The sequence below is a fragment of the Leifsonia poae genome, assembly GCF_027921845.1.
GTDB classification, from domain to species: domain Bacteria; phylum Actinomycetota; class Actinomycetes; order Actinomycetales; family Microbacteriaceae; genus Leifsonia; species Leifsonia poae.
In genome coordinates, this window is sequence record NZ_BSEN01000006.1 from 1 (window position 1) to 25601 (window position 25601).

23 protein-coding genes are annotated in these 25601 nt (G+C 65.5%); 9 read left to right on the top strand and 14 right to left on the bottom strand.

The window, feature by feature from the left end; translation table 11 throughout:
- Positions 1-218: 218 nt before the first annotated feature.
- The 6 genes from dnaB to PKE84_RS06965 form a co-directional block, all read right to left on the bottom strand.
- Positions 219-1592, bottom strand: coding sequence for a replicative DNA helicase (gene dnaB / locus PKE84_RS06940; protein ID WP_271176504.1), 1374 nt, complete (start codon positions 1590-1592; stop codon positions 219-221).
- A 513-nt stretch (positions 1593-2105) separates the two neighbouring features.
- Entirely contained in the window at positions 2106-2558 is a 453-nt protein-coding gene (rplI, locus tag PKE84_RS06945) for a 50S ribosomal protein L9 (protein WP_271176505.1), read from the bottom strand.
- 11 nt (positions 2559-2569) lie between these two features.
- A complete protein-coding gene (gene rpsR / locus PKE84_RS06950) occupies positions 2570-2833 on the bottom strand; it encodes a 30S ribosomal protein S18 (protein ID WP_055897232.1) in 264 nt (87 codons plus the stop codon).
- Positions 2834-2895: 62 nt separating this feature from the next.
- Positions 2896-3396: a single-stranded DNA-binding protein gene (locus tag PKE84_RS06955; RefSeq protein WP_271176506.1), complete on the bottom strand. Its 501-nt coding sequence runs from the start codon at positions 3394-3396 to the stop codon at positions 2896-2898.
- 4 nt (positions 3397-3400) lie between these two features.
- Positions 3401-3790 carry a 30S ribosomal protein S6 gene (gene rpsF / locus PKE84_RS06960; RefSeq protein ID WP_271176507.1) on the bottom strand — a complete coding sequence of 130 codons (390 nt, stop codon included), beginning with the start codon at positions 3788-3790 and terminating at the stop codon, positions 3401-3403.
- A gap of 147 nt (positions 3791-3937) precedes the next feature.
- Entirely contained in the window at positions 3938-5371 is a 1434-nt protein-coding gene (locus PKE84_RS06965; RefSeq protein ID WP_271176508.1) for a CCA tRNA nucleotidyltransferase, read from the bottom strand.
- Positions 5372-5467: 96 nt separating this feature from the next.
- Between PKE84_RS06965 and PKE84_RS06970 the strand changes: the two genes are divergently transcribed.
- The 6 genes from PKE84_RS06970 (at position 5468) to PKE84_RS06995 (ending at position 13372) form a co-directional block, all read left to right on the top strand.
- Positions 5468-7771 carry a DUF6049 family protein gene (locus PKE84_RS06970; protein ID WP_271176509.1) on the top strand — a complete coding sequence of 768 codons (2304 nt, stop codon included), beginning with the start codon at positions 5468-5470 and terminating at the stop codon, positions 7769-7771.
- A complete protein-coding gene (gene murJ / locus PKE84_RS06975) occupies positions 7764-9362 on the top strand; it encodes a murein biosynthesis integral membrane protein MurJ (RefSeq protein WP_271176510.1) in 1599 nt (532 codons plus the stop codon). Before PKE84_RS06970 ends, murJ begins: the two co-directional genes overlap by 8 nt.
- A 163-nt stretch (positions 9363-9525) precedes the next feature.
- A complete protein-coding gene (trxB, locus tag PKE84_RS06980) occupies positions 9526-10512 on the top strand; it encodes a thioredoxin-disulfide reductase (RefSeq protein WP_271176511.1) in 987 nt (328 codons plus the stop codon).
- A gap of 13 nt (positions 10513-10525) precedes the next feature.
- Positions 10526-10852 carry a thioredoxin gene (trxA, locus tag PKE84_RS06985; protein ID WP_271176512.1) on the top strand — a complete coding sequence of 109 codons (327 nt, stop codon included), beginning with the start codon at positions 10526-10528 and terminating at the stop codon, positions 10850-10852.
- A gap of 200 nt (positions 10853-11052) precedes the next feature.
- Positions 11053-12375, top strand: a complete 1323-nt coding sequence (locus PKE84_RS06990) for an aminotransferase-like domain-containing protein (RefSeq protein WP_271176513.1) — start codon at positions 11053-11055, stop codon at positions 12373-12375.
- 28 nt (positions 12376-12403) lie between these two features.
- A complete protein-coding gene (locus PKE84_RS06995) occupies positions 12404-13372 on the top strand; it encodes a D-alanine--D-alanine ligase family protein (protein ID WP_271176514.1) in 969 nt (322 codons plus the stop codon).
- Positions 13373-13496: 124 nt separating this feature from the next.
- Here the strand turns inward: PKE84_RS06995 and PKE84_RS07000 are convergent, their stop codons facing one another.
- The 8 genes from PKE84_RS07000 to rpmH all read right to left on the bottom strand — a co-directional run bounded on the left by PKE84_RS07000 (position 13497) and on the right by rpmH (position 21263).
- The gene (locus PKE84_RS07000; RefSeq protein ID WP_271176515.1) at positions 13497-14429 is read right to left on the bottom strand and encodes a ParB/RepB/Spo0J family partition protein; all 933 of its coding nucleotides are present in this window, start codon (positions 14427-14429) and stop codon (positions 13497-13499) included.
- Positions 14429-15346, bottom strand: a complete 918-nt coding sequence (locus tag PKE84_RS07005; RefSeq protein ID WP_271176516.1) for a ParA family protein — start codon at positions 15344-15346, stop codon at positions 14429-14431. Before PKE84_RS07005 ends, PKE84_RS07000 begins: the two co-directional genes overlap by 1 nt.
- Before the next feature lie 2829 nt (positions 15347-18175).
- Positions 18176-18808 (bottom strand): 16S rRNA (guanine(527)-N(7))-methyltransferase RsmG, encoded by a 633-nt coding sequence (gene rsmG, locus PKE84_RS07010; protein WP_271176517.1) that lies wholly within the window; start codon positions 18806-18808, stop codon positions 18176-18178.
- 33 nt (positions 18809-18841) lie between these two features.
- Positions 18842-19456 (bottom strand): Jag family protein, encoded by a 615-nt coding sequence (locus tag PKE84_RS07015; protein WP_271176518.1) that lies wholly within the window; start codon positions 19454-19456, stop codon positions 18842-18844.
- A gap of 14 nt (positions 19457-19470) precedes the next feature.
- A complete protein-coding gene (yidC, locus tag PKE84_RS07020; protein WP_271176519.1) occupies positions 19471-20430 on the bottom strand; it encodes a membrane protein insertase YidC in 960 nt (319 codons plus the stop codon).
- Between the two features lie 7 nt (positions 20431-20437).
- Positions 20438-20749: a membrane protein insertion efficiency factor YidD gene (gene yidD, locus PKE84_RS07025; RefSeq protein ID WP_271176520.1), complete on the bottom strand. Its 312-nt coding sequence runs from the start codon at positions 20747-20749 to the stop codon at positions 20438-20440.
- Positions 20746-21099, bottom strand: a complete 354-nt coding sequence (gene rnpA, locus PKE84_RS07030; protein WP_271176521.1) for a ribonuclease P protein component — start codon at positions 21097-21099, stop codon at positions 20746-20748. The genes yidD and rnpA overlap by 4 nt, the downstream gene beginning before the upstream one ends.
- Before the next feature lie 26 nt (positions 21100-21125).
- Positions 21126-21263: a 50S ribosomal protein L34 gene (gene rpmH, locus PKE84_RS07035; protein WP_223693057.1), complete on the bottom strand. Its 138-nt coding sequence runs from the start codon at positions 21261-21263 to the stop codon at positions 21126-21128.
- 442 nt (positions 21264-21705) lie between these two features.
- Between rpmH and dnaA the strand changes: the two genes are divergently transcribed.
- The 3 genes from dnaA (at position 21706) to gnd (ending at position 25599) form a co-directional block, all read left to right on the top strand.
- Complete coding sequence (dnaA, locus tag PKE84_RS07040; RefSeq protein ID WP_271176522.1) at positions 21706-23124, top strand: chromosomal replication initiator protein DnaA; 1419 nt, start codon at positions 21706-21708, stop codon at positions 23122-23124.
- A 405-nt stretch (positions 23125-23529) separates the two neighbouring features.
- Entirely contained in the window at positions 23530-24675 is a 1146-nt protein-coding gene (dnaN, locus tag PKE84_RS07045) for a DNA polymerase III subunit beta (RefSeq protein ID WP_271176523.1), read from the top strand.
- A 36-nt stretch (positions 24676-24711) separates the two neighbouring features.
- Positions 24712-25599: a phosphogluconate dehydrogenase (NAD(+)-dependent, decarboxylating) gene (gnd, locus tag PKE84_RS07050; RefSeq protein ID WP_271176524.1), complete on the top strand. Its 888-nt coding sequence runs from the start codon at positions 24712-24714 to the stop codon at positions 25597-25599.
- The last annotated feature ends 2 nt before the right edge of the window (positions 25600-25601 follow it).

Consider the following 25601-nt stretch of genomic DNA (forward strand, 5'->3'; position numbering starts at 1 on the left):
ACAACACGACCGACCTGCTGCTCACCATCCGCGTCGACGACACCAGCCCGGACGCGGCATCAGCGTTGGGAGGGCTCGAGATCGGATGGGGACAGTTGCTCGAAAACCTGGCCGCGCTGCTCGGAGATTGACTCTACGCTCGCGTCATAGACCGAAATCCACACCTGCATCCATCCCCCAACGCGGCTCTGCCAGTTTCCGCGTTCGACAGTCGCGGCCTAGATCGGCGCCATGTCGGTGAACCGCGAGAAGTGGCCCTGGAAGGCCACGGTGACTGTTCGCGTGGGGCCGTTACGGTGCTTGGCCACGATCAGGTCGGCCTCGCCTGCGCGGGGGTTGTCTTTCTCGTAGGCGGACTCGCGGTGGAGCAGGATCACCATGTCGGCGTCCTGCTCGATCGATCCGGATTCACGGAGGTCGCTCAGCGCCGGCAGCTTGTCGGCGCGCTGCTCGGGTCCACGGTTCAGCTGCGAGAGGGCGATCACGGGCACCTGGAGCTCCTTGGCGAGCAGCTTGAGCGCTCGGGAGAACTCGCTGACCTCTTGCTGGCGGCTCTCGACGCGCTTGCCGCTCGTCATCAGCTGGAGGTAGTCGATGACGACCATCTTGAGGCCGACGCGCTGCTTGAGGCGACGGCACTTGGCCCGGATCTCGACGAGCGTCATGTTCGGGCTGTCATCGATGTAGAGCGGGGCGTCATTGATGCGACCGCGGGTGGCGGCGATCGTGGTCCAGTCGCGGCTCTCCACCTTGCCTTTACGCATGCTCTGGAGGGGCACCGATGCCTCGGCCGAGAGCAGACGCATCGCGATCTCGCTGCGCCCCATCTCGAGGGAGAAGAAGATCGTGGGCATCTCGTGGTGGATGGACGCGGCCCGAGCGAAGTCGAGCGCGAGCGTCGACTTTCCGAGCGCCGGACGCGCGGCGACGATGATCATCTGGCCCGGGTGCAGGCCGTTCGTGAGCTCGTCGAGTTCGGCGAAGCCGGTCGGCACGCCGGTCATGGAACCGTCTTTGTGACTCGCGGCCTCGATCTCGTCGATCGCGACGGTCACCGCGTCGGTGAGGGGCACGTAGTCCTCGGTCTCCTGCGAACCGGTGACCGAGTAGATCTCGGCCTGCGCGTTGTTCACCAGGTCGAGCACCTCACCCTCGGCCTTGTAGCCCATCTGGGTGATGCGGGTGCCCGCCTCCACGAGACGTCGCAGAAGCGCCTTCTCGGCGACGATGTTCGCGTAGTAGCCGGCGTTGGCCGCGGTGGGCACGAGGCTGGTGAGCGTGTGCAGGTACTCCGCACCGCCGGCGCGCGAGAGCTCGCCGACCTTGGTCAGCTCGTCGGTGACCGTGATCACATCGGTCGGCTCGCCGTGCGAGTACAGCGACAGGATGGCGTCGTAGATGATCTCGTGCTTGGGGATGTAGAAGTCGCCACCGCGCACGACTTCGACGACGTCCGCGACCGCGTCCTTGCTGAGCAGCATTCCGCCGAGCGCGCTCTGTTCGGCCAGGAGGTCGTGCGGCGGCGTTCGCTCGTGAGTCCTGCCTTCGCCCGGTTCGCGTTGGTCAGCGAGACCCAGATGGGCGATCGACACGATGTCTCCTCTGTTGTTCGTTGCGTTGCGCGGGCGTGCGTATTCGGCGCTCGTTTCCAGTGAACGCCTGCACGCGACCCTGCGCGCGACGGCTCGCTGGCGAGACCGATACTCACTCCTGGATACTGCGACCCACCGACACGATGAGTGCGAAGCCGGGTTGCGCCGACCCCCGTGTGTCGACGTCGCTCCACCCTAGGGAGCGCGTGACGATCCTCACAACTCGGCCTGTGGATAACGCTGGGGACAAACTGCGCGAAACGCCGTAGCGCTTGTGCACAACCTGTGGGGAGAACTGTGGAAAGTCAAAGAATTTCGGCGGTTATAGATCCCCTGACCAGGGATTTATCCTTCCCCACCCTGTGTGTAGAAACTTGTTTAAAGGTTGTGTCGAACCTTGTCCCCCGTGAGGGTGTCCCTGTGTACAAACATGAGGATGAAGCTTGCGTCCGCGCGTTAAAAGGGTGTAGCGGCGGGCCGGAGCCCGCCGCTACGAATACTGCTCGAGTGCGCCTACTTGGCAGCGACCACCTGAAGGGTGATCGTCGCCGACAGGTCGTCGCGGAGACGAACGGTCGCCTCGTGGTCGCCCACGACCTTGATCGCGTTGGGCAGCTCGATCTTGCGCTTGTCCAGCTCGCCGATACCGGCCGCCTTGACGGCGTCGGCAACGTCGGAGGTCTTCACCGAACCGAAGAGGCGGCCTTCGCGACCGGCCTTGACGGTGAGCTTGACCTTGGTGGCCTCGAGCTTCGCCTTGAGGTCCTGGGCCTGCTCGATGGTGGCGAGCTCACGGGCGGTGCGAGCCGCCTTGATCTGCTCGACCTGCTTCTCGCCGCCACGGCTCCACGCGATGGCGAAGCCCTGGGGGATGAGGAAGTTGCGTGCGTAGCCGTTCTTGACGTCGACGACGTCACCGGCCGAGCCGAGGCCGGAGACCTCGTGCGTCAGAATCAGTTTCGACATATCCGTGGCTCCTAACGGCCCGAGCCGGCGTAGGGCAGAAGCGCCATCTCGCGCGCGTTCTTGACGGCGCGGGCGATGAGGCGCTGCTCCTGCACGGAGACACCGGTGATGCGACGGGCGCGGATCTTGCCACGCTCCGAGATGAACTTACGCAGGGTAGCGACGTCTTTGTAGTCAATGACGCCGACGCGAATCGACTTCGCGGGTGCGGCGTTCTTGCCGTCCTTGCCCTTGCGGATCGGCTTGCGGCGGTCGCCGCTCGACTTTCCAGCCATGATTTCCTTTGCTTTCGTTGAAGTGTGTATCGCCGCAGGGAGTCACTCCCCGGGTGCGCCCTTTAGAAGGGAGTCTCGTCGTTGTAGTTGCCCGGCGTGTTCCAGACGTCCGACCCGGAGGACGAAGCGTCGGACGGCGCTGAGGCAGCCCACGGCTCTTCGACGGCGCCGCCGGGTGCTCCACCCGGGCCGCGCGACGACTGTGCGCGAGTGATCGAAGCAGTGGCGTAGCGAAGCGACGGACCGATCTCGTCGATCTCGAGCTCGATGCTCGTGCGCTTCTCGCCTTCCTTCGTCTCGTAGGAACGCTGCTTGAGGCGACCCTGGGCGATGACCCGGGAGCCCTTCGTCAGCGATCCGGCGACGTGCTCGGCGAATTCACGCCAGACGCTCGCACGCAGGAAGAGAGCCTCACCGTCCTTCCACTCGTTCGCCTGACGGTCGAACGTGCGGGGAGTGGACGCGATGGTGAAGTTGGCAACCGCGAGTCCGTTCTGCGTGTAACGCAGCTCCGGGTCGCTCGTGAGGTTGCCCACCACGGTGATGACGGTCTCGCCGGCCATCGGACTAGGCGCCGGCCTTTTCGGCGGCAGCAGCCTTGGCGGGAGCGGCAGCCTTGCGGGCGGCCTTCTCGTCGGCGAGCTTCGCGGCGGCGGCGACCTGAGCGATCGCCTCTTCTGCACGGAGGACCTTGGTGCGCATGACGGCCTCGCTGAGCTTCAGCTGGCGGTCGAGCTCCTTGGTGGCGTCGCCGTCCGAGGTCAGCTGAACGACGGCGTAGATGCCCTCGGTCTTCTTGTTGATCTCGTAGGCGAGGCGGCGGCGGCCCCAGATGTCCACATTGTCGACGGTTCCACCGGCGTCGCGAACGACGTTGAGGAACTTGTCAAGGCTGGGAGCTACGGTGCGCTCGTCGATCTCGGGATCGAGGATGACCATCAACTCGTACTGATGCATGACTAACCCACCTCCTTTGGACTTAGCGGCTACAGACGGTCTGTAGCAGGAGGGTTCTACATCTGCTGCGCGGGCATAGATCTGCCCGGACAACCTACCTAGAGTAGCGGACCGCGGGCATCCGGCGCCAATCGGAGCGGGACGGGCTCAGGATGCCGAGCGCTCCGACCACCATGCGAGCAGCCGGCGGGTGGCCTCCTCCTCGCCGAGCGGCCCGTGGTCGAGGCGCAGCTCGAGCAGGTACCGCATTGCGTCACCCACCTCCCGGCTCGGCCGCAGCCCCAGGATGCGCATGACCTGCTCGCCGTCGAGGTCGGGGCGCACGGCGTCCAGTTCCTCTTTCTCCTGCAGCTCCCGGATGCGCGCCTCGAGGTCGTCGTAGGCGAATCCCAGCCGGTCGGCCTTACGGCGGTTGCGGGTCGTCACATCGGCGCGGGTGAGCATGTGCAGACGTTCGAGCTGCGGCCCGGCATCCCGTACATAGCGGCGTACGGCGGAGTCGGTCCAGTGCCCCTCGGTGTACCCGAAGAACCGAAGGTGCAGCTCGATCAGGCGCGCGACCGCGTCGATGGTCGCCTTATCGAAGCGCAGAGCGGTGAGCCGTCGCTTGGCGAGCTTCGCCCCGACCACGTCGTGGTGGTAGAAGCTGACCACTCCCCCCGGCTCGAGGCGGCGCGTGGCCGGCTTGCCGATGTCGTGCAGGATGGCCGCGAGCCGCAGCACGAGATCGGGCTCCGAGCCCGGATGGCGTTCCTTCTCGTAGCCGATGGCCTGATCGAGCACGGTGAGGCTGTGCTGGTAGACGTCCTTGTGGTGGTGGTGCTCGTCCATCTCGAGGCGGAGCGCAGGGATCTCGGGGATGACCCGATCGGCGAGACCGGTCTCGACCAGCAGTTCGATGCCGTCGCGCGGGCGGTCGGTGACGAGGAGCTTGCTGATCTCGTCACGCACCCGCTCGGCGCTCACGATCTCGATGCGGTCGGCCATCTCCGTCATCGCACGCCGGGTGTCCTCGTCGACCGTGAATCCGAGCTGCGAGGTGAAGCGGGCGGCGCGCATCATCCGCAGCGGGTCGTCGCCGAACGAGATCTCCGGGCTGCTCGGGGTGGTGATCGTGCGGCTCAGCAGGTGCTCGACGCCCCCGGACGGGTCGACCAGCTTCACCTCCGGCACCCGCAGCGCGAGCGCGTTCACGGTGAAGTCGCGGCGCAGGAGGTCGTCTTCGAGTCTGTTGCCGAACTCCACGTCCGGTTTGCGTGTCTCGCCGTCGTAGCTGTCGGTGCGGTAGGTCGTGATCTCGACCGTGTCGTCGCCGAAGCGGGCGCCGATCGTGCCGAAGTCACGGCCGATGTCCCAGACCGCGTCGGCGATGGGCCCGACGATCGACAGGATGCGGTCGGGGCGCGCATCCGTCGTGAAGTCGAGGTCGTGCACGTCGCGGCCGAGCAGGGCGTCTCTGACAGGGCCGCCGACGAGCGCCAGCTCGTGTCCTGCGTCGGCGAAAGCCGTGGAGACCTGGGTGACCGTCGCGGAGCGCGCGAGGTCGCCGAGGCGTTCGAGGGATTCGGCGACGCTCTGCATGGTGCCCCAGTTTACGGGCGTGCTCGCCGCGGTCTCTCAGGGCCCGCACTCTAGAATCGTCGACATGGAGGCCGAAACGGGATCGTGCGTCGACGCATGAGCGTACCCGGCCTCACCCGACTGCGGGGTGTGCGGGGCCTCGCTGCGCTCATCGGCGCCACCGTCGCCCTCGCCCTCGCTCCCGCTGCTGTCGCCGGCGCAGCCGCGCCGCCTGCCGCTCACGCCGCTGCGGCGTCATCCGCCCGCGCCGCCGCTGCCGCCGCATCCTCGCCGATCACCGCGTCGGTGACGACCATCGACGGGGGAGTGCTCGGCAAGGGCAAGAACCTCGTCGCCTCCGTCAGCGTCAGCAACACCTCGGAGACCGCGTACCCGGCGGGCACGGTCGATCTCTGGGTCGACCCGGACCCGCTCGCCACCCGCTCGAGCCTCTCGTCCTGGCTCGCCGCCACGGACGCGCCCGACGGGACGAGCACGATCGGCCACGCCGCCGTCGGCGCTCTGGAGCCGGGGACGAGCACGGTCGTCACCGTGACGGTCCCCGCGGCGAACGTGCCGTTCGCGGCGAGCGCGACACAGGCCGTGTACGGGATCGGTACGACCGTCACTCTCCCGTCGGCCACCACCGCGATCGCCCGCGGCAGCGTCGCGTGGAACCCGGGAGGCGCAGCGACCAAGTCGTCGATCGGCGTCGTGCTCCCCATCATCAGCCCCTCGACCGGCGGGGGACTCATCTCCGCCGACGACCTCACGACCTACACGGCCGCCAACGGCGTGCTCACACGCGATCTCGACGGCGTGGCCAAGCACTCGACGGTCGCGATCGGCATCGACCCGATGATCATCGCGTCCATCCGGGTGCTCGGCAACGCGGCGCCGGCGACCGCGAGCGACTGGCTCGCACGGCTCGCCGCCTTGCCGAACGACGTGTTCTCGCTCGGCTTCGGCGACGCCGACCTCGTCGGGCAGATCCAGAGCGGCATCCGCACCCCACTGACACCGACCTCGCTGTCCTACGCGCTGGATCCGAAGAACTTCACGCCGTCGCCGACACCGGTGGGCGAGGCGCCGGTCACGGAGACCCCGGCGCCGACCGGCGGCACCACGGAGACGCCGACCCCGACGCCCACCCCCACCGCGGGAGCCGGGCCGGTCCTTCCGACGCTGGATGAGCTGCTTTCGTGGACATACACGATGCAGGGCATCGCGTGGCCGGGGGATGCGACCGTGGTCAGGTCCGATCTGCCCGCGTTGGTCACGGCAGGGCTCACCACCACCATCGTCTCCGGATCGAACACGAACGCACCGGGGATGCAGAGCACCCCGAACGCCGTGCTCCCCTTCACCGGCGGCAAACTGGCGGTCTCCGACTCCGGACTCTCCGATGCCATCCGCGATGCCGCGTCGGCACCGAGCGACGTGGCCTGGAACAGTGCGATGTCGAAGGTCAACGCCCAGCTCCTGCTGACGAGTCAGGAGAGTGCGGACTCCAAGAACCTGCTGGTGGCGTTCGACCGTGCGTGGCCGTCGAGCGGCACGCAGCTCGACCGCACGCTCGACGCGCTGCTCGGGTCCGCCTGGTCAGCCCCCGCGACGCTTCCGTCGACGCTCGCTGCGCCCTCGACCAGCGGCCTGAGCCTCTCCGACAAGCCGGAGGGCCCCGCACGGATCGCCTCGATCAAGAACCTGGCTGAAGACGAGAAGGCGATCAGCGGCTTCTCCACGGTGCTCGACGACCCGACGACCATGACCGGCCGCACCCGGGCCGAGCTGCTCACTCTGCTCGCCGTCTCCTGGCAGGATCCGCGCAACGATTGGGCTGCAGCGGTCGTCGCAAGCCGGAAGGCGACCTCGGCGACTCTCGATTCGATCACGATCCTGCCGACCGAGAACGTCAATCTCGTGAGCGCTCAGGGCTCGATCCCGTTCACGGTGAGCAATGAACTCAAGGGCGAGGCCGTCAACATCGTGCTGAGCGCCTCGCCGTCGAACAGCCGGCTCGAGATCGACGAGGACGCGACCAAGCACATCCTGCCCGAGTCCCGCGCCACGGTACTGGTTCCGGTCAAGGCCAAGCTCGGCAACGGTCAGGTGGTGCTCTCGCTGCGGCTGTTCAGCCCGACCGGTGTGGAGATCGGCTCGCCGAGCTTCGTGACGGTGGACGTGCACGCCGACTGGGAGGGCATCGGAGCGCTGATCTTCGGAATCCTCCTGGTGCTGCTCTTCGGCTTCGGCATCGTGCGCAACATCCTGCGACGCCGCAAGCGCGGCAGCGACGACGTCGAGGCGACGGACGCGGAGGCGGGGGCCGATCCGGATAGCGCACCGGATGCCGGACTACCCGCCGCGCCGGATGCCTCACCGCACTCCTCGGCGGAGAAGGACTCCGAGCGTGGCTAGCGTCGGTCGCGCGAGCGCGATGCTCGCGTCGGGCACGTTCGTCTCGCGCATCCTCGGTTTCGTCAAGGCCTGGCTGCTGCTGCAGGCCATCGGCGCCGTCGCGTTCGCCTCCAACCCGTACGCGACGTCGACCATCGTCCCGAACAGCATCTACGCGCTCATCGCACAGGGCATCCTCAATGCCGTCCTGGTGCCGCAGATCGTGCGGGCGTCATCGAACTCCGACGGCGGCAAGGCCTACATCAACAAGCTCGTCACCGTCGGCATCGTCGTGTTCGCCGGCGTCGCCCTGATCGCCACGCTGCTCTCGCCGGTGCTGATGCAGCTCTTCGGTCTCCGTGGCGATGCCGCCGCGATCGCCACGGCGTTCGCCTACTGGTCGCTGCCGCAGATCTTCTTCCTCGGCCTCTACACGCTGCTCGGGGAGGTGCTCAACGCCCGCAAGTCGTTCGGGCCTTTCACTTGGGCGCCGGTGGTCAACAACGTCATCGGCATCACGATGCTGGTCATCTTCATCGCCGTCTTCGGGTCGGACCCCGACAGCCTGCGCGGCGCGCACGCGTGGAACCCCGCGATGGTGGCGCTGCTGGCCGGCGGCGCGACGCTCGGCGTCGCCGTGCAGGCGTTCATCCTGTTCTTCTTCTGGAAGCGGATCGGACTCCGCTTCCGGTTCGACTTCGGCTGGCGCGGCGTGAACCTCGGTCACGCCGGACGCGCGGCCGCCTGGACCTTCGGCATGCTCATCGCGACCCAGATCGCCGGCCTCGTCGAGACGAACGTGGCGAACTCGGTCGGCAAGGGATTCGCCGGTCCGGCGATCATGAACAGCGCCTGGCTGATCTTCATGCTCCCGCACGGCATCATCGCCGTCTCGATCGTCACCGCCTACTACACCCGGATGGCGGAGCATGCGCATCGCGGAGACACGGTGTCGTTCCGCTCGGACTTCTCGAACGGCGCCCGCTCCATCCTGCTGCTCATCGTGTTCTCGGCCGCCGCCCTCATCGTGGTCGCGTTCCCGCTGGCGAGCGTCTTCACTCCGACCTACCAGGACTACGGGTTCGTGCTCATCGCCTACTTGGTGGGCCTCGTGCCGTTCTCGATCGTGTTCATGGCGCAACGCGCCTTCTACTCGCTGGGCGACACCCGCACACCCTTCTACTTCACCGTCGCGCAAGTGGTCCTGATCATCGCCGGTGTGCTTCTCTGCCTCACCGTCGACCGGTCGTTCCGCGCCGCTGCCATCGCGCTCGTCGTGTCGATCGCCGGCACCGTGCAGGCGATCATCGCGATCTGGCTGCTCCGCCGGCGCATCGGGGGAGTGGACGGCAGGCGCATCCTGCGCGGCCTGTGGCGGTTCGTCGTCGCGGCCGTCGCGGCGATGATCGCCGGAGCCGGCTTCCTCGTGCTGCTCGGCGGGGTGCGGGAGGGGTCCTTCTCGGTGTCGTCGTTCTTCGGCGCGCTGGTGTCGATCGCGGTCGTGGGCGTCGTGATGCTCATCGTGTACGTGGGCTTCCTCGCCCTGCTGCGCTCGCGCGACCTGGAGGCCGGGCTGGTGCCGCTTGTGAACCGGCTCAGCCGCCGATCCTGAACCCGCTTCTCGCGGGGCTGTGACTCGGATCGGTGCGGATTCTGAACCGTTCGGCCGCCCGCTCCGAACACACAGGTGACACGGAATAGCATCCGCCTAGGATGTGTTCTACACGTCAGCGATTCCAATCGGGACCGCTACAGATAGTGCAAGGAGCTCCGCTGTGCGGCAGATCATCATCATCGGTTCCGGCCCCGCTGGGTACACGGCTGCGGTCTACGCTGCCCGTGCCAATCTGAATCCGCTGCTGATCGCCTCGTCGGTCGAGGCGGGCGGCGAGCTGATGAACACCACCGAGGTCGAGAACTTCCCCGGCTTCCCGGATGGCATCCTCGGCCCCGACCTGATGTTCAAGATGCAGGCGCAGGCCGAGAAGTTCGGCACGGAGGTCGTGCTCGACGACGTCGTGTCCGTCGACCTGTCGGGCGACGTGAAGACCGTCACGCTCGGATCCGGTGCCGTGCACCAGGCCCTCGCGGTCATCTTTGCCACCGGCTCGGCCTATCGCAAGCTGGGACTCGACGACGAAGAGCGCCTGTCGGGCCACGGCGTCTCCTGGTGCGCCACCTGCGACGGCTTCTTCTTCCGCGAGCGCACGATCGCCGTCGTCGGCGGCGGTGACTCGGCGATGGAGGAGGCCAACTTCCTCACCCGCTTCGCCGACAAGGTGTACGTCATCCACCGCAAGGACAGCCTCCGCGCCTCCAAGATCATGCAGGACCGCGCGTTCGCCAACGAGAAGATCGAGTTCGTCTGGAACTCCGAGGTCGTGGCGATCAACGGCGACCAGACCGTGAAGAGCGTCACCCTGCGCGACACCGTGAACGGTGAGAAGAGCGACCTGGAACTCCAGGGCCTGTTCATCGCGATCGGCAACGACCCGCGCGTGCACCTCGTGCACGGTCAGCTCGACCTCACTCCGGAGGGCACCATCGCGGTCGCCGGCCGGAGCTCGAAGACGAAGGTCGCCGGTGTGTTCGCAGCCGGTGACGTGATCGACCCGACCTATCGTCAGGCGGTCACTGCGGCAGCATCCGGAACCGTTGCGGCTCTGGATGCCGAGCACTACCTCGCGACCCTCCCAAAAGACCTGCTGGCCCTAGCCGTTCCGGCTGAGGCGAGCGATCTCGAACTCACAACAACCGCATAAGGAGAACTACACAATGTCTGCAGCACGTTCGGTCACGGACGCTTCTTTCGAGAGCGACGTCCTCAACAGCGAGAAGACCATCCTGGTCGACTTCTGGGCAGAGTGGTGCGGCCCGTGTCGCGCCGTCGGACCCATCCTCGACCAGATCGCGTCCGAGCACTCCGACAAGATCGAGATCGTCAAGCTGAACGTCGACGAGAACCCGCAGACCGCTGCGAAGTACCAGATCACCTCCATCCCCGCGATGAAGGTGTACCAGGGTGGCGAGGTCGTCAAGACCGTCATCGGCGCCAAGCCGAAGCCCGCCCTCGAAGCCGACCTGGCCGCCTACCTCGCGTAGCCGACCAGTCCTTCACAGACCCGTCCGGCACACGCCGGGCGGGTCTTTTTTTGTACCTCCCGCTGTACCCCGCACCATCCGCACTGCGTTATCTCGCACCACCCGCACCAAAAGTGACACCTGCACCACGTCCCGACCCGATTTCGGGTCGGGACTCCACCCAAATAGCATTGGCAAACGGCGTTAGAAACGGAAGAGACGTGACTGATCAGGGCAGCCCGCGTTCACGCGGCAACAATCTGGACCCGTGGTACAACCACTACGCGCAGCGTACGAGCGGCCTGGCCGCCAGTGAGGTCCGAGCCCTGTTCGCCGTCGCCAGCCGCCCTGAGGTGGTCTCTCTGGCCGGCGGCATGCCGTTCGTCTCCGCCCTCCCCGAAGATCTGGTGGTCGGGGCGATGGATCGCGTGATGCGCGAGCAGGGTCCGGTCGCGCTCCAGTACGGCTCGGGGCAGGGCGTTCCTGCGCTTCGCGAGCAGATCCTCGACGTGATGGCTCTCGAGGGCATCAGCGGGAGCGCCGACGACGTCGTCGTGACCACGGGCTCGCAGCACGCTCTCGAGCTGTTCAGCAAGCTCTTCCTCGACCCGGGCGACGTGGTGCTGGCCGAGGGACCGAGCTACGTGACCGCCATGGTGATCTTCAAGTCGTACCAGGCCGAGGTCGACCACGTTCCGATGGACGAGAACGGGATGATCCCCGAAGCGTTGCGCGAGCACATCGCCCGCCTCAAGGCCGATGGCCGGCGAGTGAAGTTCTTGTACACCGTGCCGACGTTCCACAACCCCGCCGGAGTGACGCTGTCGTGGGAGCGCCGCCTCGAGATCCTCGAGATCGCGCGGCAGAACGACATCCTGGTACTCGAGGACAACCCGTACGGGCTGCTGTATTTCGGTGAGAAGCCCCCAGCCGCGATGCGCTCCGTCGAGCGCGAGGGTGTGGTCTATCTGGGCACCTTCTCGAAGACGCTCGCCCCGGGCTTCCGCGTCGGCTGGGCGCTGGCTCCGCACGCCATCCGCGAGAAGCTCATCCTCGCGAACGAGGCCGCGGTGCTCAGCCCCAGCTCGTTCAGCCAGCTCGTCGTCTCGCAGTACCTGAGCGACGCCGACTGGAAGGCGCAGATCGACACCTTCCGCGGGGTATACCGGGAGCGCAAGGAGACGATGATCTCCGCGCTGCAGGAGCACCTCCCGGATCTGAGCTGGACGGATCCGAACGGCGGGTTCTACGTCTGGCTCACGCTGCCGCCACATCTGGACTCCAAGGCAATGCTCCCGCGCGCGGTCACGGAGCTCGTGGCATACACGCCCGGCACCGCCTTCTACGCCGACGGCTCCGGCCGCCACAACATGCGACTCTCGTTCTGCTACCCGACACCGGAGAGCATCCGGGTGGGCATCCGCCGGCTCGCCACCGTCATCAACGGCGAGACCGACCTGCTCGAGACATTCGCCGGCACGGGACTGCTCTCGTCCGTGCGAGCGGACCGCACGAGCAACAACCTCCCGACCGACCTCCGCTAGTCGCAACGAGTTAGGAAAATACCTGATCATGGCCGATATTTCCGCTCTCGATATCGTGGTGCTCGCCGGCGGGATCTCGCACGAGCGCGACATCTCACTGCGTTCCGGCCGTCGCGTGGCCGACGGTCTCAACTCCCTCGGCCACACGGTGTCGTTCCGGGATCCGGATGCGTCGTTGCTGGGTTATCTGGCCGAGAACCGACCCGACGTGATCTGGCCGGCCCTCCACGGTGCGAGCGGCGAGGACGGCGCGCTGCGGGCGCTGCTCGAGCAGACCGGCATCCCGTTCGTCGGCTCGCGCACCGACGCCGCTCGCCTGGCCTGGTCCAAGCCGACCGCGAAGACACTCGTTGCCCGGGCCGGGGGCGCGACACCTGCGTCGGTGACCCTGCCGAAGGAGACGTTCCGCGAGCTCGGCGCCAACAGCGTTCTGGCGACGGTTCTCGCCGGGCTCGGTCTTCCCCTCGTCGTGAAGCCGGCCCAGGGTGGTTCGGCGCAGGGCGTGACGATCGTGACGACAGAGGACGAGTTGCCGCGAGCGATGGTGGACGCGTACACGTATGCAGACGTCGCGCTCATCGAGCGCAAGGTCGAGGGCGTCGAGGTCTCGGTCGCCGTGATCGACACGGGCGATGGTCCGGACGCGCTGCCGGCCGTCGAGATCGAGCCTGTGGAAGGGGCTTACACCTTCAACGCCCGGTACAACGCGGGGGAGACCCGGTTCTACGTGCCGGCGCGGCTGGACGACTCCGTGGCTGCGGCCGTGGCCGAGGCAGCGACGACCGCTCACACTGCCCTCGGGCTGCGGCACCTGTCGCGCATCGACCTGATCGTCGACGCGGATGGCGTGCCGTGGTTCCTGGAGGCGAACGTGCTTCCCGGCCTGACCGAGACCTCGATCATGCCGCAGGCGATCGCCGCCTCTGGGCGGGACCTCGGTGACGTGTACGCGGCGCTCGCACGCGCAGCGATCGAGGACTCCGCAACGGGGCTGTAGGGACGACTGCCGCGGCCGCCGGCCTGGAGCGGCGCTCTGCATCGTGTTTCACGTGAAACGTGATGGTGTGCGGGAGCCGCACTCGTATCGCGACAGGTCAGCGTTTCACGTGAAACCGGGAGACTCAGCTGTAGCTCGGCTGGCCGATCTCATCGAGGATGCGGTTGAGGTCCTGAATGGTGGCGAAATCGACCACGATCTGGCCTTTTCGTGCACCGAGCGAAATCTTGACGCGCGTATTGAGCCGATCACCGAGCTTATCGGCGATTTCGTCGAGGTGCCCACGATGCTTGCCAGCCGTGACCTTCGTGCGTGCGGGCTTGGGCTCTTTGCTCGCGACCGCCTCAGCAGCGCGTACCGAGAGATCCTCGTTGACGATCTTGTCGGCAAGCCGCGTCATCGCAGCATCATCGTCACCGACCGAGAGGATGGCACGGGCGTGCCCGGCGCTCAACACACCCGCCGCGACGCGGGACTGAACGCCCGAAGGCAGTTTCAGCAGACGCAGGGTGTTGGTGATCTGCGGGCGTGACCGACCGATGCGGTTTCCGAGCTCTTCCTGTGTGATCCCGAAGTCGGCGAGCAGCTGCTGGTACGCGGACGCCTCTTCGAGCGGGTTCAGCTGCGAGCGGTGCAGGTTCTCGAGGAGAGCATCACGCAGCATGTCCTCATCGGCCGTGTCCTTGATGACGGCCGGGATCGTCGGGAGCCCGAGCTGCTTGGTCGCGCGCAGCCGGCGCTCGCCCATGATCAGCTCGTACTTGTCCTTCTGCCCGGCGATCGGGCGCACGACCACCGGCTGCAGAACACCGACTTCGCGGATGCTGACGACAAGCTCGTCGAGCGCTTCGCGGTCGAACTCGGTGCGCGGCTGTACAGCGTTGGGAACGATGTCATCGGGGGAGAGGTTCGCGAGGCGGGCCCCCGGCACAGCGACGAGCTCCTCGGCCTGCGCCGAGGAGTCGGGGAAGAAGACATCGACGGGTCGTGCCGACGAATCGGTGGTGGGGATGAGTGCGCCGATCCCGCGGCCCAGTCCTGTGCGCTTCGCTGCCATTAGCGGGGTACTCCTCTTCGTGCGATCTCCGCGGCCGCCTCCAGGTAGGAGAGGGACCCGGACGAGTTCGTGTCGTAGCTGATGACGCTCTGCCCATAGCTCGGCGCTTCTGAGATACGCACCGAGCGCGGGATGATCGTGTTGAGCACTTCCTTGGGGAAGTGGGCTCGTACGTCCTCTGCCACCTGGTGGGCGAGGTTGGTGCGCGAGTCGTACATCGTGAGCAGGATGGTCGAAACCCGGAGCTTCGGGTTCAGGTGCTTTTCGATGAGCTGAATGTTCTTGAGCAGCTGACTCAGCCCCTCTAGCGCGTAATACTCGCATTGGATCGGGATCAAGACTTCGGTCGCCGCCACGAAAGCATTGATCGTCAGAAGTCCGAGGGACGGGGGGCAGTCGATGAGCACGTAGTCGAAGTCGTATTCATCGAGGAACGTCGCGAGCGATCTGGAGAGTCGCTGCTCACGGGCGACCATGGAGACGAGCTCGATCTCGGCGCCGGCGAGGTCGATGGTCGCGGGGATCACGAACAGTCCGTCGAACTCGGGGCTCTTCTGAATGACCTCTTCGAGTTCCTTGTCGTTGACGATGACGTCGTAGACGCTGGGCGTGCCTTCCCGGTGCTCCACGCTGAGCGCGGTCGACGCGTTGCCCTGTGGATCCAGGTCGATTACGAGCACTCGGGCGCCCGATTTCGCCAGCGCGGCGGACAGGTTGACGACAGTCGTCGTCTTGCCGACCCCACCCTTCTGGTTCGAAATCGTGAAGATCCGAGTCCGCGAGGGGAGGGGGAGTGTTTCCGCAGCGATTGCCTGTCGGCGACGTGTCAGATCCTGAATTTCGCGCGCGAGCGGCGTCGATCCATCGAACTCCTTTGAGGTCACATCGACCTGGGCGTCCTGATCAGGATGTTTCACGTGAAACCTTGTCGCTCGATATGGTGTCCAACACCGCGTTCAGCAGTTGGGGCAGTCGTCGGGGAACAGTCGCGCCAGGGCAGCGGACCACCCGATCAACTCTAGCTTGAATGAAAGTCTGACTCGTCCGGTCCTCCTGACTGTGGATGAAACTCCGTGTTCCGCACCTGTGGAGGAAACTTCGTCCTAAATCCGCCCAGGGGCCCGCGTTTCACGTGAAACATTGCCGGCACGGCCACACCCGAACAGTCAGAACGCGGTTGGACCAACGCCCGCGAATCGGGGCCGCGACGTGATTACAGGGAAGGTCCCACCAGCCGCGCGCGATGCGGTGTTCACGGCCAGAGCACTGCTGGGGTGAGTGAGCTCTCTATAGCCGACGGGGCCGACAGTGCATCTGTGCGTGCGCAGCATCGCATCGCACCACAGAATGGACGCAGAATCCAAAGCAGCCGCAGTCGCACAGCGGTAGCAATGGACGGCCCGAAGGCGCTCCTGACCCTTCGCGGGCGGGGGCCGACGGGGGCGGTAGCAACTGCTCAAAGGCACTGCTGACGCTCCACAGCCGGACGCCGACCGGGCAGCAGTAGCAACTACCCAGAGGCACTGCTGACGCTCCACAGCCGGACGCCGACCCGGGCAGCGGCAACAACCACCCAAAGACACTACTGACGCTCCACAGCCGTACGCCGACCGGGCAGCGGTAACAACTGCCCAAAGACACTCCAAACGCTTCGCAGTCGGACGCCGACCCCGGGGGGCGCGACAACTCCTGCCGACGTCCGCCCGCGCAGCATCGCTGATGCCAGCACGCGAGAACCGTGCGGTCATGGCCGCTCGCCGGACAATCTCTGACTCGACACACCTGGGTACGGCGAGGCTCAGCGTCCTACAGCCGGCCTTCGCGCGCCGGAAACGGCGGACTCGTGTGAGGAGCGTCACCCTCCTGCTGGCGGCGGCGGCGATGACCTTCGGGAGAGCCCGCCGCGCGCGCGTGGAGCTGCGAACTTCTGTGGGGGAGAGCGCACACCTGGGCCGAGCACGGAGCTAGAACCCGCGAGTCGCCTGAATCGCGAGTCGCGTCCTCCCCACGTCCGCCGCGGCCGCGACTCGCATGAGGAGGGGTGCCGCGCGCCATCCGTGAAGCCACGCCAAGTCGAGTAGTGGTGTCGAGGATTGGCCTGGTGTCAGGGCGGTCCGATCTTGACCAGCTGCAACGCTCACGCCATGCGCCGGCCGACGCCCAGTCCGTGTCGCCGAACTCGGTCTGGCGATCGGCAACCCCGTGTTGTGGCGCGAGCCTGCCGCGCCCGCCCCACGCGCTTGTACGACCGCGCTCGCCCTGTCGGGTAGAGGACCCTACGTCCAACACCGGTCGGTCGACGAAGTGTTTCACGTGAAACATGCCGCCTAAGATCTAGCGACGGACCCCGTGCGAGGCGCATTCAATCTCGTCCGCGACCGACAAGCACGAACACGCCTCCAGGCTGCGCAACGACGATCTGCGCCGTCCCGCGCACAGGCCCACCGGTGCCGGGGGAGGGGTGATGCCTCTTGGTTGCGCTCCGGCAGATCACGCTTGAACCCAAACCAAACCAGTACCGCTAGGTGGCAGGCATAGGCAGCCGTTGCCAGCCATGTCCATTAATGGCCGAACGCGAGGAAAGAAATCGAGACTGGGTCACCAGACCCAACCTCACCGTGAAGGACTCGGGCGGTCAGAAGGCACGCGCCTGCCCGTCAGTCGTCATCTTCCCGCTGCCTGCGAGTACCAACCGACCACAACACTGGGCCGACGAGGAACGGGGCCGGCGAGCGAATGGCGAAACCGTCGAACACATCCGTCGAGAACGGATCACCGGGCACCCGCGCCACCCACCGAACAACTGCCAGGAACGAGTGGCGGCCAGCTACCTCGCTCAGCGAGCCCCGCTGGCAGATGATTGGACCCCAGACGCCGCGTACCCAGCCTCCGTCACGTCGGCATCAGTCTCGCCTCCGCGTCCCATGAGGGCGGATAGTCCGCGTCTCCTGCTATGGCCATCAAGCAACGACTCACCAGGCTGATTGAGATGTGAGCTCAACGCCCCCCTGGCGTCGAATGTTTCACGTGAAACGTCGGCTGGAATGATCGGCGGGAGCCGCGTGACTTACAGGGAGCGAGTGGCCGAGGAGCCAGTCAGACGCGCAACGCTCCGCTTGTCCGCGGCAGAAGCCGATCGCAAAACACGGGTGCCTTCCCGACGCTATAGCGGCTCCAGTCTGGAAGGCGCACGCTTGACCAGCTCTCCGTGCAAAGCCCTGTGCCTGGTCGTCCGCGAGTGCAGATTCTCTCGAACCAGACAGCGGCGGGACTCAGTGAGCGTCTCGCGATCGAGTGAACGGGAGCACGTCCGCTGAAGTGAGCTCGGGCCAGGCGAGTGGGGGAGTGCATCCGAACGGCGACAGCTCGACGACGGATTGACCCAGGCCACCTAGCGTCCGATCGGAACACGTTCGATCGACCACGCGACTCTCTCGCTCGAGGGTGCCGAATCCTTATCCTTGAGGCGAATGGATCGACCACCCCGATGCAGACCTGGTTCATGAGCGATCGCGTCCGATCGCCGATCAGCCAAGAAACGGACAGCAGACTCGACCCGGTTAGGACCGCTGGCCCATCGCCGAATAGTGGCGATCGCAAAAAAAACGCCACAAATCGCCGCGAAAACGGCCACCGAGCCATTGCCCAAACGGCCGGAGAATGGCTCTGACAGCAGCGAAGAGGGGTGCTTCCGCGCGCTCAGAGCGATTCTGCGGGTCCCATCGACCCTCCGCGCCGACCGAAAACTAGCGGACGCCGGCCCGAATCACGCGGGTGACGTCGTCGAGAACACCCTCGCCGAGGGTGAGAACCTCGACGTCGTGCAGTCTGAACTTGCGGATCTCCTTCGCGGCGGCATCCACCTCGGCAGGAGCGCCGGCACCCTTCATGAGGATCAGCTCGCCGCCATCCCGAACCAGGGGAGCGGTCAACGGGATCAGCTTGCGGAACGCACTCACTGCGCGCGCCGTCACCTGATCGAGAGGGGCATCAAGTCGGGCCTCCTCCGCCCGGGCGCGAACGACCTCGACGTTGTCGAGTCCAAGCTCCTCGACCTGCTCGGACAGCCAGGCAACACGTCGCTCCATCGGCTCGATCAACACGAGTGTCACATCCGGGCGGGCGATGGCAAGCACCAAGCCGGGAAGGCCGGCGCCACTACCGACATCCCCGGTTCTGCCGGGGCGCAGCAATGGCGCGACGATCGCACAGTTCAGGACGTGGCGTGACCAGAGACGGGGGAGCTCGAGGGGTCCGATGAGACCACGCTCCTCACCCTGCTCAGCAAGGTTTCTCGTGAAGCGTCGCGCGAGATCGATTCGCTCGCCGAAAAGTTCGGTCGCCGTCGAGGGCTCGGTCTCGAGGAGTTCCGTCGTCACGTTGTGTGCCGGCCTTTAGCGTTTCACGTGAAACTAGGCTGCGGTGATGACCGTGTGGCGGTCGCGACCCTCGCCCTGCGAGTTCGACACATAGCCGCGCTCGGACACGATGTCGTGGACCAGCTTGCGCTCGTACGACGACATCGGGGGAAGGGCAGCCTGCTCCGCGCCCTCTTCGATGCGCGTGATCGCGCGGGCGACGAGTTCCGCGAGCTCGGCCTGTCGAGCGTCACGGGATCCACCGATGTCGAGGATCAGCCGCGAGAACGAGCCGGTCTTGCTCTGCACCGCGAGGCGCGTGAGTTCCTGAAGAGCGGTCACGGTGTCCGGCTTGGAGAGCAGACGAAGGTTCGTCTCCTCGCCCGCGTTCACCGAGATGTACGACCGGCCGTTACGAGTGTCAATGTCGATGTCGCCGTCGATGTCGGCGATGTCGAGCAGCTCCTCGATGTAGTCGGCGGCGATGTCGCCTTCCTGGTCGAGCTGCGCTGCGGTCGGCTCCGCGTAAGCACTCTCACCGGCGACCTCGCCGGCGGTCTCAACGTCGTTCGACGCCGCAGCGGCGGAGTCGGTCGACTCGGCGGCGTCGGCGGTTGCGGCATCCTGGTCGACGATGGACTCGGATTCGGTCTGCTGTACGTCGGTCATCTGTCGGGTCCTCACTACTTTCCGGCTTGCTTCTTCGCGCGGTTCTTACCCACCGGCTGAACACGCTGCGTCGGCTTCTTGACTTCTTCGACCGTCAGAACGGTCGCGCCGTCGGCCTCGACGAGCTTGCCCTTGCGGGCCAGGCGCGCCTCACGGGCCTTCGCGGCGTCCGAACCGGGCGTCGGCATGTTGCGGATGACGAGGAACTGCTGGCCCATCGTCCAGATGTTCGAGGTCAGCCAGTAGAACATGACTCCGAGCGGGAAGGCGAAGCCCGAGAAGAGGAAGACGAACGGGAGCAGATACAACAGGATGCGCTGCTGCTTGAACTGGGGGCTCGCCTTGGTCTCCGGCGACATGTTCTTCGAGACGATCTGCAGCTGCGTCAGGAACTGCGAGCCGGTCATCAGCACCACCATCGTGGCGGCGATCACCATGACGGCGACCTGCTGCGGGTGGGCGTTCAGCGCACCCTGGAAGCTCTGGTGGAGCGGTGCGATACCGAACAGCGAGGCGTTCCCGAACTGCTGGGCGAGCGTCTCGTTCAGCGGGCCGACGCCGGCCTTGCCGCTCTGCGCCCCGTTGAGAACCTGGAAGAGGCTGAAGAAGATCGGCATCTGCAGCAGCAGAGGCAGACACGAACTGAGCGGGTTCGTGCCCGTCTTCTTGTACAGCTCCATGGTCTCGCGCGACATGGCCTCGCGAGAGAACTGGTCCTTCTTGCCCTTGTACTTGTCCTGGATCTTCTTGAGCTGCGGCGCCACCTCGAGCATCCGGCGCTGGTTCTTGATCTGGCGAACGAAGATCGGGATGAGCGCGGCACGGACGACGACGGTGAGTCCGACGATGGACAGCACCCACGTCAGGCCCGCTGCCGGGTCGAGGCCCATGTTCGTGAGCAGCCAGTGGAAGGCCACGAGGATCAGTTCTACGACCCATTTGATGGGCCACAGAATCGTTCCGATGATGTCCATGTGGTTGCTAGGCCTTTCCCTGGCTTGCTGCGACGACGAAACCGAACGACGTCACCCGATAGCGACGGTTCTTCTTGAGAGGGACGTCATCGACCCCTCCGGCTGCCCACGGGTGGCAGCGAGCGATACGGCGGACGGCGAGCGCCGACCCCACTACGAGCCCGTACTCCTGGATGGCCTGCAAGGCATACGAGGAACAGGACGGGTAGTAGCGGCACACGTCGCCGTACAGCGGCGAGATGACAGCGCGATAGCCGCGCAACAGCAGAACCGCGACATTCCGAGGCATGAGCAGCACTGCTGTGAGCGCGGTGTTCATGAACGGAGGTTGCCTCTACTGGTGATGCGGCTGATCGAGCGTGACATCTCTTCGTGCAGGGTAGCCCACTCCGCATGAGCGGACGCTGGCAATGCCCTGATCACGACATCCATGCCAGGCGGGAGCTGGGGGAGCAACTCGTAGGCCGCCGCTTTGAGCCGGCGGCGAACGAGGTTGCGCCGGTTGGCGATTCCCACCGTCTTGCCGACGATGAAGCCGAATCGCACCACGTCCGGGTCGCTACCAGGGCGCACGTACGTGACGGTGTTCGCTCCAGTGAAGCGAGCACCGCGCCGCACGGTCGCCTTGTAATCGGCCCCCCGCGTAATGCGATTGGCGTGAGAGAGCACCCGGCCGGCCAGCTAACCGGGCTGGGCTAAGCCGAGAGCTTCGTGCGGCCCTTGCCGCGACGAGCGGCGAGGATGGCGCGCCCGGCACGGGTGCGCATCCGCAGACGGAAACCGTGGGTCTTCGCGCGCTTGCGGTTGTTCGGCTGGAACGTTCTCTTGCTCATATCAATCTCCGTGTGGTCTCTTAACAGGCCGGTGCTGAAGGAAAAGCCAGCACGGGGAGGCCATGAAAAGTTTTTGGGCAGCCTGAACGGCTGAAGTCAACTGATTAAAGCTACGACCTGAGGCCGACGAGGTCAAACCAATCGAGCCAAATCCATTGATTATGCACAGCATTAGCAGGAAAGCCGAGAACGACGCGCCGCTGTATTCCGAAGAACGAATTTGATCCCGTGCCTGTGGATTAGTTACCGTGGGGGACGAAAGTTATCCCCAGCCGTACCGAAAAAGGGCCGGAGATCGCTACGGTATTGGACACACAGCGGTGGATAACCCTGTGAATACCATTCCGGCGGCGACCACGCTTCCGGCTCGACGCTACGAGTCACGACGTTGTGACCTCGTCGTCGGATGACGGCATCAACACGACGACGAATACGGGGAACGATGGCAGGCGGCGAAGCGTCCATTTCTGCGGCATGGCAGAACGTGCTCGACACACTCGAGACGGATGACCGCATCACACCGCAGCTCCACGGCTTCCTGAGCCTGGTCGAGCCCAAGGGGATCATGGCCGGCACCTTCTACCTCGAGGTGCCCAACGAGTTCACCCGCGGCATGATCGAGCAGCGCAGCAGGGTCCCCCTTCTCAACGCCATCGGCACCCTCGACGAGGGACTCGAGGTCAGCACCTTCGCGATCGTGGTGAATCCGGAGATCCAGCAGGAGACGATGGCGGGCCCGACGGAACCGTCGGAAGCCGCGTACATCGAGACTCCGCTCGTGGCACCCCCGGCCGAGATCACGGCGCCGCCCCGCAACAACGACACCCGCCTCAATCCCAAGTACAGCTTCGACAACTTCGTCATCGGCCAGTCCAACCGTTTCGCCCACGCGGCCGCCGTCGCCGTCGCCGAAGCGCCGGCCAAGGCGTACAACCCGCTCTTCATCTATGGGGACTCCGGGCTGGGCAAGACGCACCTCCTGCACGCCATCGGCCACTACGCGATGAGCCTGTACCCGGGCATCCGGGTCCGCTACGTCAGTAGTGAGGAGTTCACCAACGACTTCATCAACTCGATCGCGAACAACCGCGGCTCGTCGTTCCAGGCCCGCTATCGCAACATCGACATCCTGCTGATCGACGACATCCAGTTCCTGCAGCGAGCGGTCGAGACCCAGGAAGCCTTCTTCCACACGTTCAACACCCTCCACGACCACAACAAGCAGGTGGTCATCACGAGCGACCTCCCGCCGAAGCACCTCACCGGCTTCGAAGACCGGATGCGCTCCCGCTTCGAGTGGGGTCTGATCACCGACGTGCAGGTCCCCGACCTCGAGACCCGCATCGCGATCCTCCGCAAGAAGGCGCAGAGCGAGAAGATCCAGGTCCCCGACGACATCCTCGAATTCATGGCGACGAAGGTGTCGAGCAACATCCGCGAGCTCGAGGGCACGCTCATCCGGGTGACCGCCTTCGCGAGCCTCAACAGGACCCCTGTCGACATGCCGCTCGTGCAGACCGTGCTCAAGGACCTCATCACGCTCGACGACGACAACGTCATCGCGCCGACCGACATCATCACGAACACCGCCGACTACTTCAAACTCACCGTCGACGACCTCTACGGCTCGAGCCGATCGCAGGCCGTCGCGACTGCCCGTCAGATCGCGATGTACCTCTGCCGAGAGCTCACCAATCTGTCGCTGCCCAAGATCGGGCAGCTGTTCGGCAACCGCGACCACACGACCGTGATGTACGCGAATAAGAAGATCAGCGAGCTCATGAAGGAGCGTCGCTCGATCTACAACCAGGTGACCGAGCTCACCAGCCGCATCAAGCAGAACCACCGCTACAGCAAGTAGCCGCCGGCGCCTCGAGAGTTATCCACAGCCTCTCCCCAACGTGGGGACAATGCGGTTTCCGCACATGTGGATAACTTGTGGACAACATCCGGAAACTCGGGGCGTTAATGGGGACGAATCATGAGTGCTTGTGAGTTACACGATTTTCGCGGCCCCGGCGATCGGCCTGATTACACCGGGTCTCCCCAGGCCATCAACAAGTGACATGGCTGTGCTTCCCTGTCATTCCGCGGTCTCCACCGAGTTATCCACAGTTTCCACAGCGGTTAACACCATTAATCGTTAACTCTTCTTAGTGGGGATGCCGACAACCTTCGCCCGGCGCTCGAATCACAACTTTCCCCGACGGGGGCAGGCGCTAGGATTTGTCACGATCCATTTCCCGCCGACGACAGAGGTGACTTCGTGAAGTTCCAAGCCAATCGGGATGTGTTCAGTGAAGCCGTCTCGTTCGCTGTCAAGCTCCTTCCGCAGCGCACGACCCTTCCCATCCTGAGCGGCGTCCTGATCGAAACAACCGATACCGGGCTGCAGCTGTCGTCGTTCGACTACGAGGTCTCGGCGCAGACCGAGATCGCAGCCGAGATCGAAGAGGCCGGTCGCGTCCTGGTCTCCGGCCGCCTTCTGGCCGAGATCGCGTCGAAGCTCCCGAACGCACCCGTCCAGCTCTCGACGGAAGACTCCAAGATCGTCGTGCGCGCCGGATCTGCGAACTTCACGCTTCTCTCCATGCCGGTCGAGGAATACCCGAGCATCCCGCAGGTGAGTGGGCAGTCCGGTCTGGTTCCGGCCGACGAATTCGCCGAGGCCGTCGCCCAGGTCGGCGTCGCCGCCTCCCGCGACGATGTGACCCCGGTGATCACGGGCGTTCAGCTCGAGGTCGGCGACAACACGCTCGGACTCGTGGCCACCGACCGCTATCGCGTGGCCGTCCGCGAGATCGACTGGGACAACGGCACCACGTCGGGTGAGCCCGTCACCGCGCTCGTGCCCGCGCGCACCCTCACCGAGATCGGAAAGACACTCGGTCACAGCGGCACCATCGCGGTCTCGATCACCAATCGCGACGATCGCGAGCTGATCGCCTTCACGGCCGACAAGAAGACCGTGACCTCCCTGCTCATCAAGGGCAACTTCCCGCCTGTGCGCCGGCTCTTCCCCGAGACGGTCGACAACTACGCGGTCATCAACACGGCTGAGCTCATCGAGGCGACGCGACGCGTGTCGCTCGTCCTCGAGCGCGAAGCCGCCCTTCGGTACACCTTCTCCGCCGACGGACTCACCCTCGAGGCCATCGGTTCGGAGCAGGCGCAAGCATCCGAGAGCATCGACGCTCTCCTCACTGGCCAGGAGACGGTGGTTTCGTTGAAGCCGCAGTTCCTGCTCGATGGTCTCGGTGCAGTGCACTCGGAATTCGTGCGCATTTCCTTCACCAAGACCGACAACCCCAACAAGCCGGGTCCGGTGCTCATCACGAGTCAGACATCGAAGGACCAGGCCGGCGCGGACAACTACAAGTACCTGCTGCAGCCGAACCTGCTGCTGCGCTAGTCGTCTCGCGTCCGAGAGAACAGAAGAAGGACAATCATGCACATCGGCCTCATCGGTCTCGGAAAAATGGGCAACAACATGCGTGCCCGCCTCGAGAAGAACGGCATCGAGGTGACCGGATACGACACCAATCCCGATGTGTCGGATGTCGCAACACTCGCCGACCTCGTGGCAGCACTGCCCGCCCCGCGCACGGTCTGGATCATGGTCCCGGCCGGAGCGATCACCGACGCCGTGGTCACCGACCTCGAGCCGCTGCTCGAGAAGGGCGACCTCGTCATCGACGGCGGCAACTCGCGCTTCACCGAGGACTTCAAGCACGCAGAGCAGCTCGCGCCCAAGGGCATCGACTTCATGGACGCCGGTGTCTCCGGTGGTGTGTGGGGTCTCGAGAACGGCTACGGCCTCATGGTCGGCGGCAGCGCCGAGCAGGTCGAGCGCGTGATGCCCGTCTTCGACGCGCTCCGCCCCGAGGGCCCGCGCGACGAGGGCTTCGTGCACGTCGGCATGGTCGGCGCCGGTCACTACGCCAAGATGGTGCACAACGGCATCGAGTACGCGTTGATGCAGGCCTACGCCGAGGGCTACGAGCTCCTCGACACCCGCAAGGACATCGTCAAGGACGTCACCGGAACCTTCAAGGCGTGGCAGCGCGGAACCGTTGTGCGGTCCTGGCTGCTCGACCTCCTGGTGCGCGCTCTCGAGCAGGACCCGGAGTTCGAGCACATCGAAGGCTACGTGCAGGACTCGGGCGAAGGACGCTGGACCGTCGAAGAGGCACTCGCCAACGCGGTTCCCGTCCCCACGATCAGCGCGTCCATCTTCGCGCGGTTCGTCTCCCGCCAGGAGGACTCGCCCGCCATGAAGGCCGTGGCTGCGCTGCGCAACCAGTTCGGCGGCCACGCCGTGAAGGCCGTGGACTAACC

Bases quoted from the DNA above. Each gene is read 5' to 3' on its own strand.
- dnaA (WP_271176522.1), top strand. From the start codon at position 21,706: ATGGCAGGCGGCGAAGCGTCCATTTCTGCGGCATGGCAGAACGTGCTC.
- rplI (WP_271176505.1), bottom strand. From the start codon at position 2,558: ATGTCGAAACTGATTCTGACGCACGAGGTCTCCGGCCTCGGCTCGGCC.
- rpsR (WP_055897232.1), bottom strand. From the start codon at position 2,833: ATGGCTGGAAAGTCGAGCGGCGACCGCCGCAAGCCGATCCGCAAGGGC.
- PKE84_RS07015 (WP_271176518.1), bottom strand. From the start codon at position 19,456: ATGACCGACGTACAGCAGACCGAATCCGAGTCCATCGTCGACCAGGAT.
- PKE84_RS06955 (WP_271176506.1), bottom strand. From the start codon at position 3,396: ATGGCCGGCGAGACCGTCATCACCGTGGTGGGCAACCTCACGAGCGAC.
- rpmH (WP_223693057.1), bottom strand. From the start codon at position 21,263: ATGAGCAAGAGAACGTTCCAGCCGAACAACCGCAAGCGCGCGAAGACC.
- PKE84_RS06970 (WP_271176509.1), top strand. From the start codon at position 5,468: ATGAGCGTACCCGGCCTCACCCGACTGCGGGGTGTGCGGGGCCTCGCT.
- PKE84_RS06965 (WP_271176508.1), bottom strand. From the start codon at position 5,371: ATGCAGAGCGTCGCCGAATCCCTCGAACGCCTCGGCGACCTCGCGCGC.
- PKE84_RS06995 (WP_271176514.1), top strand. From the start codon at position 12,404: ATGGCCGATATTTCCGCTCTCGATATCGTGGTGCTCGCCGGCGGGATC.
- trxA (WP_271176512.1), top strand. From the start codon at position 10,526: ATGTCTGCAGCACGTTCGGTCACGGACGCTTCTTTCGAGAGCGACGTC.
- PKE84_RS07000 (WP_271176515.1), bottom strand. From the start codon at position 14,429: ATGGCAGCGAAGCGCACAGGACTGGGCCGCGGGATCGGCGCACTCATC.
- yidD (WP_271176520.1), bottom strand. From the start codon at position 20,749: ATGAACACCGCGCTCACAGCAGTGCTGCTCATGCCTCGGAATGTCGCG.
- gnd (WP_271176524.1), top strand. From the start codon at position 24,712: ATGCACATCGGCCTCATCGGTCTCGGAAAAATGGGCAACAACATGCGT.
- rpsF (WP_271176507.1), bottom strand. From the start codon at position 3,790: ATGCATCAGTACGAGTTGATGGTCATCCTCGATCCCGAGATCGACGAG.
- yidC (WP_271176519.1), bottom strand. From the start codon at position 20,430: ATGGACATCATCGGAACGATTCTGTGGCCCATCAAATGGGTCGTAGAA.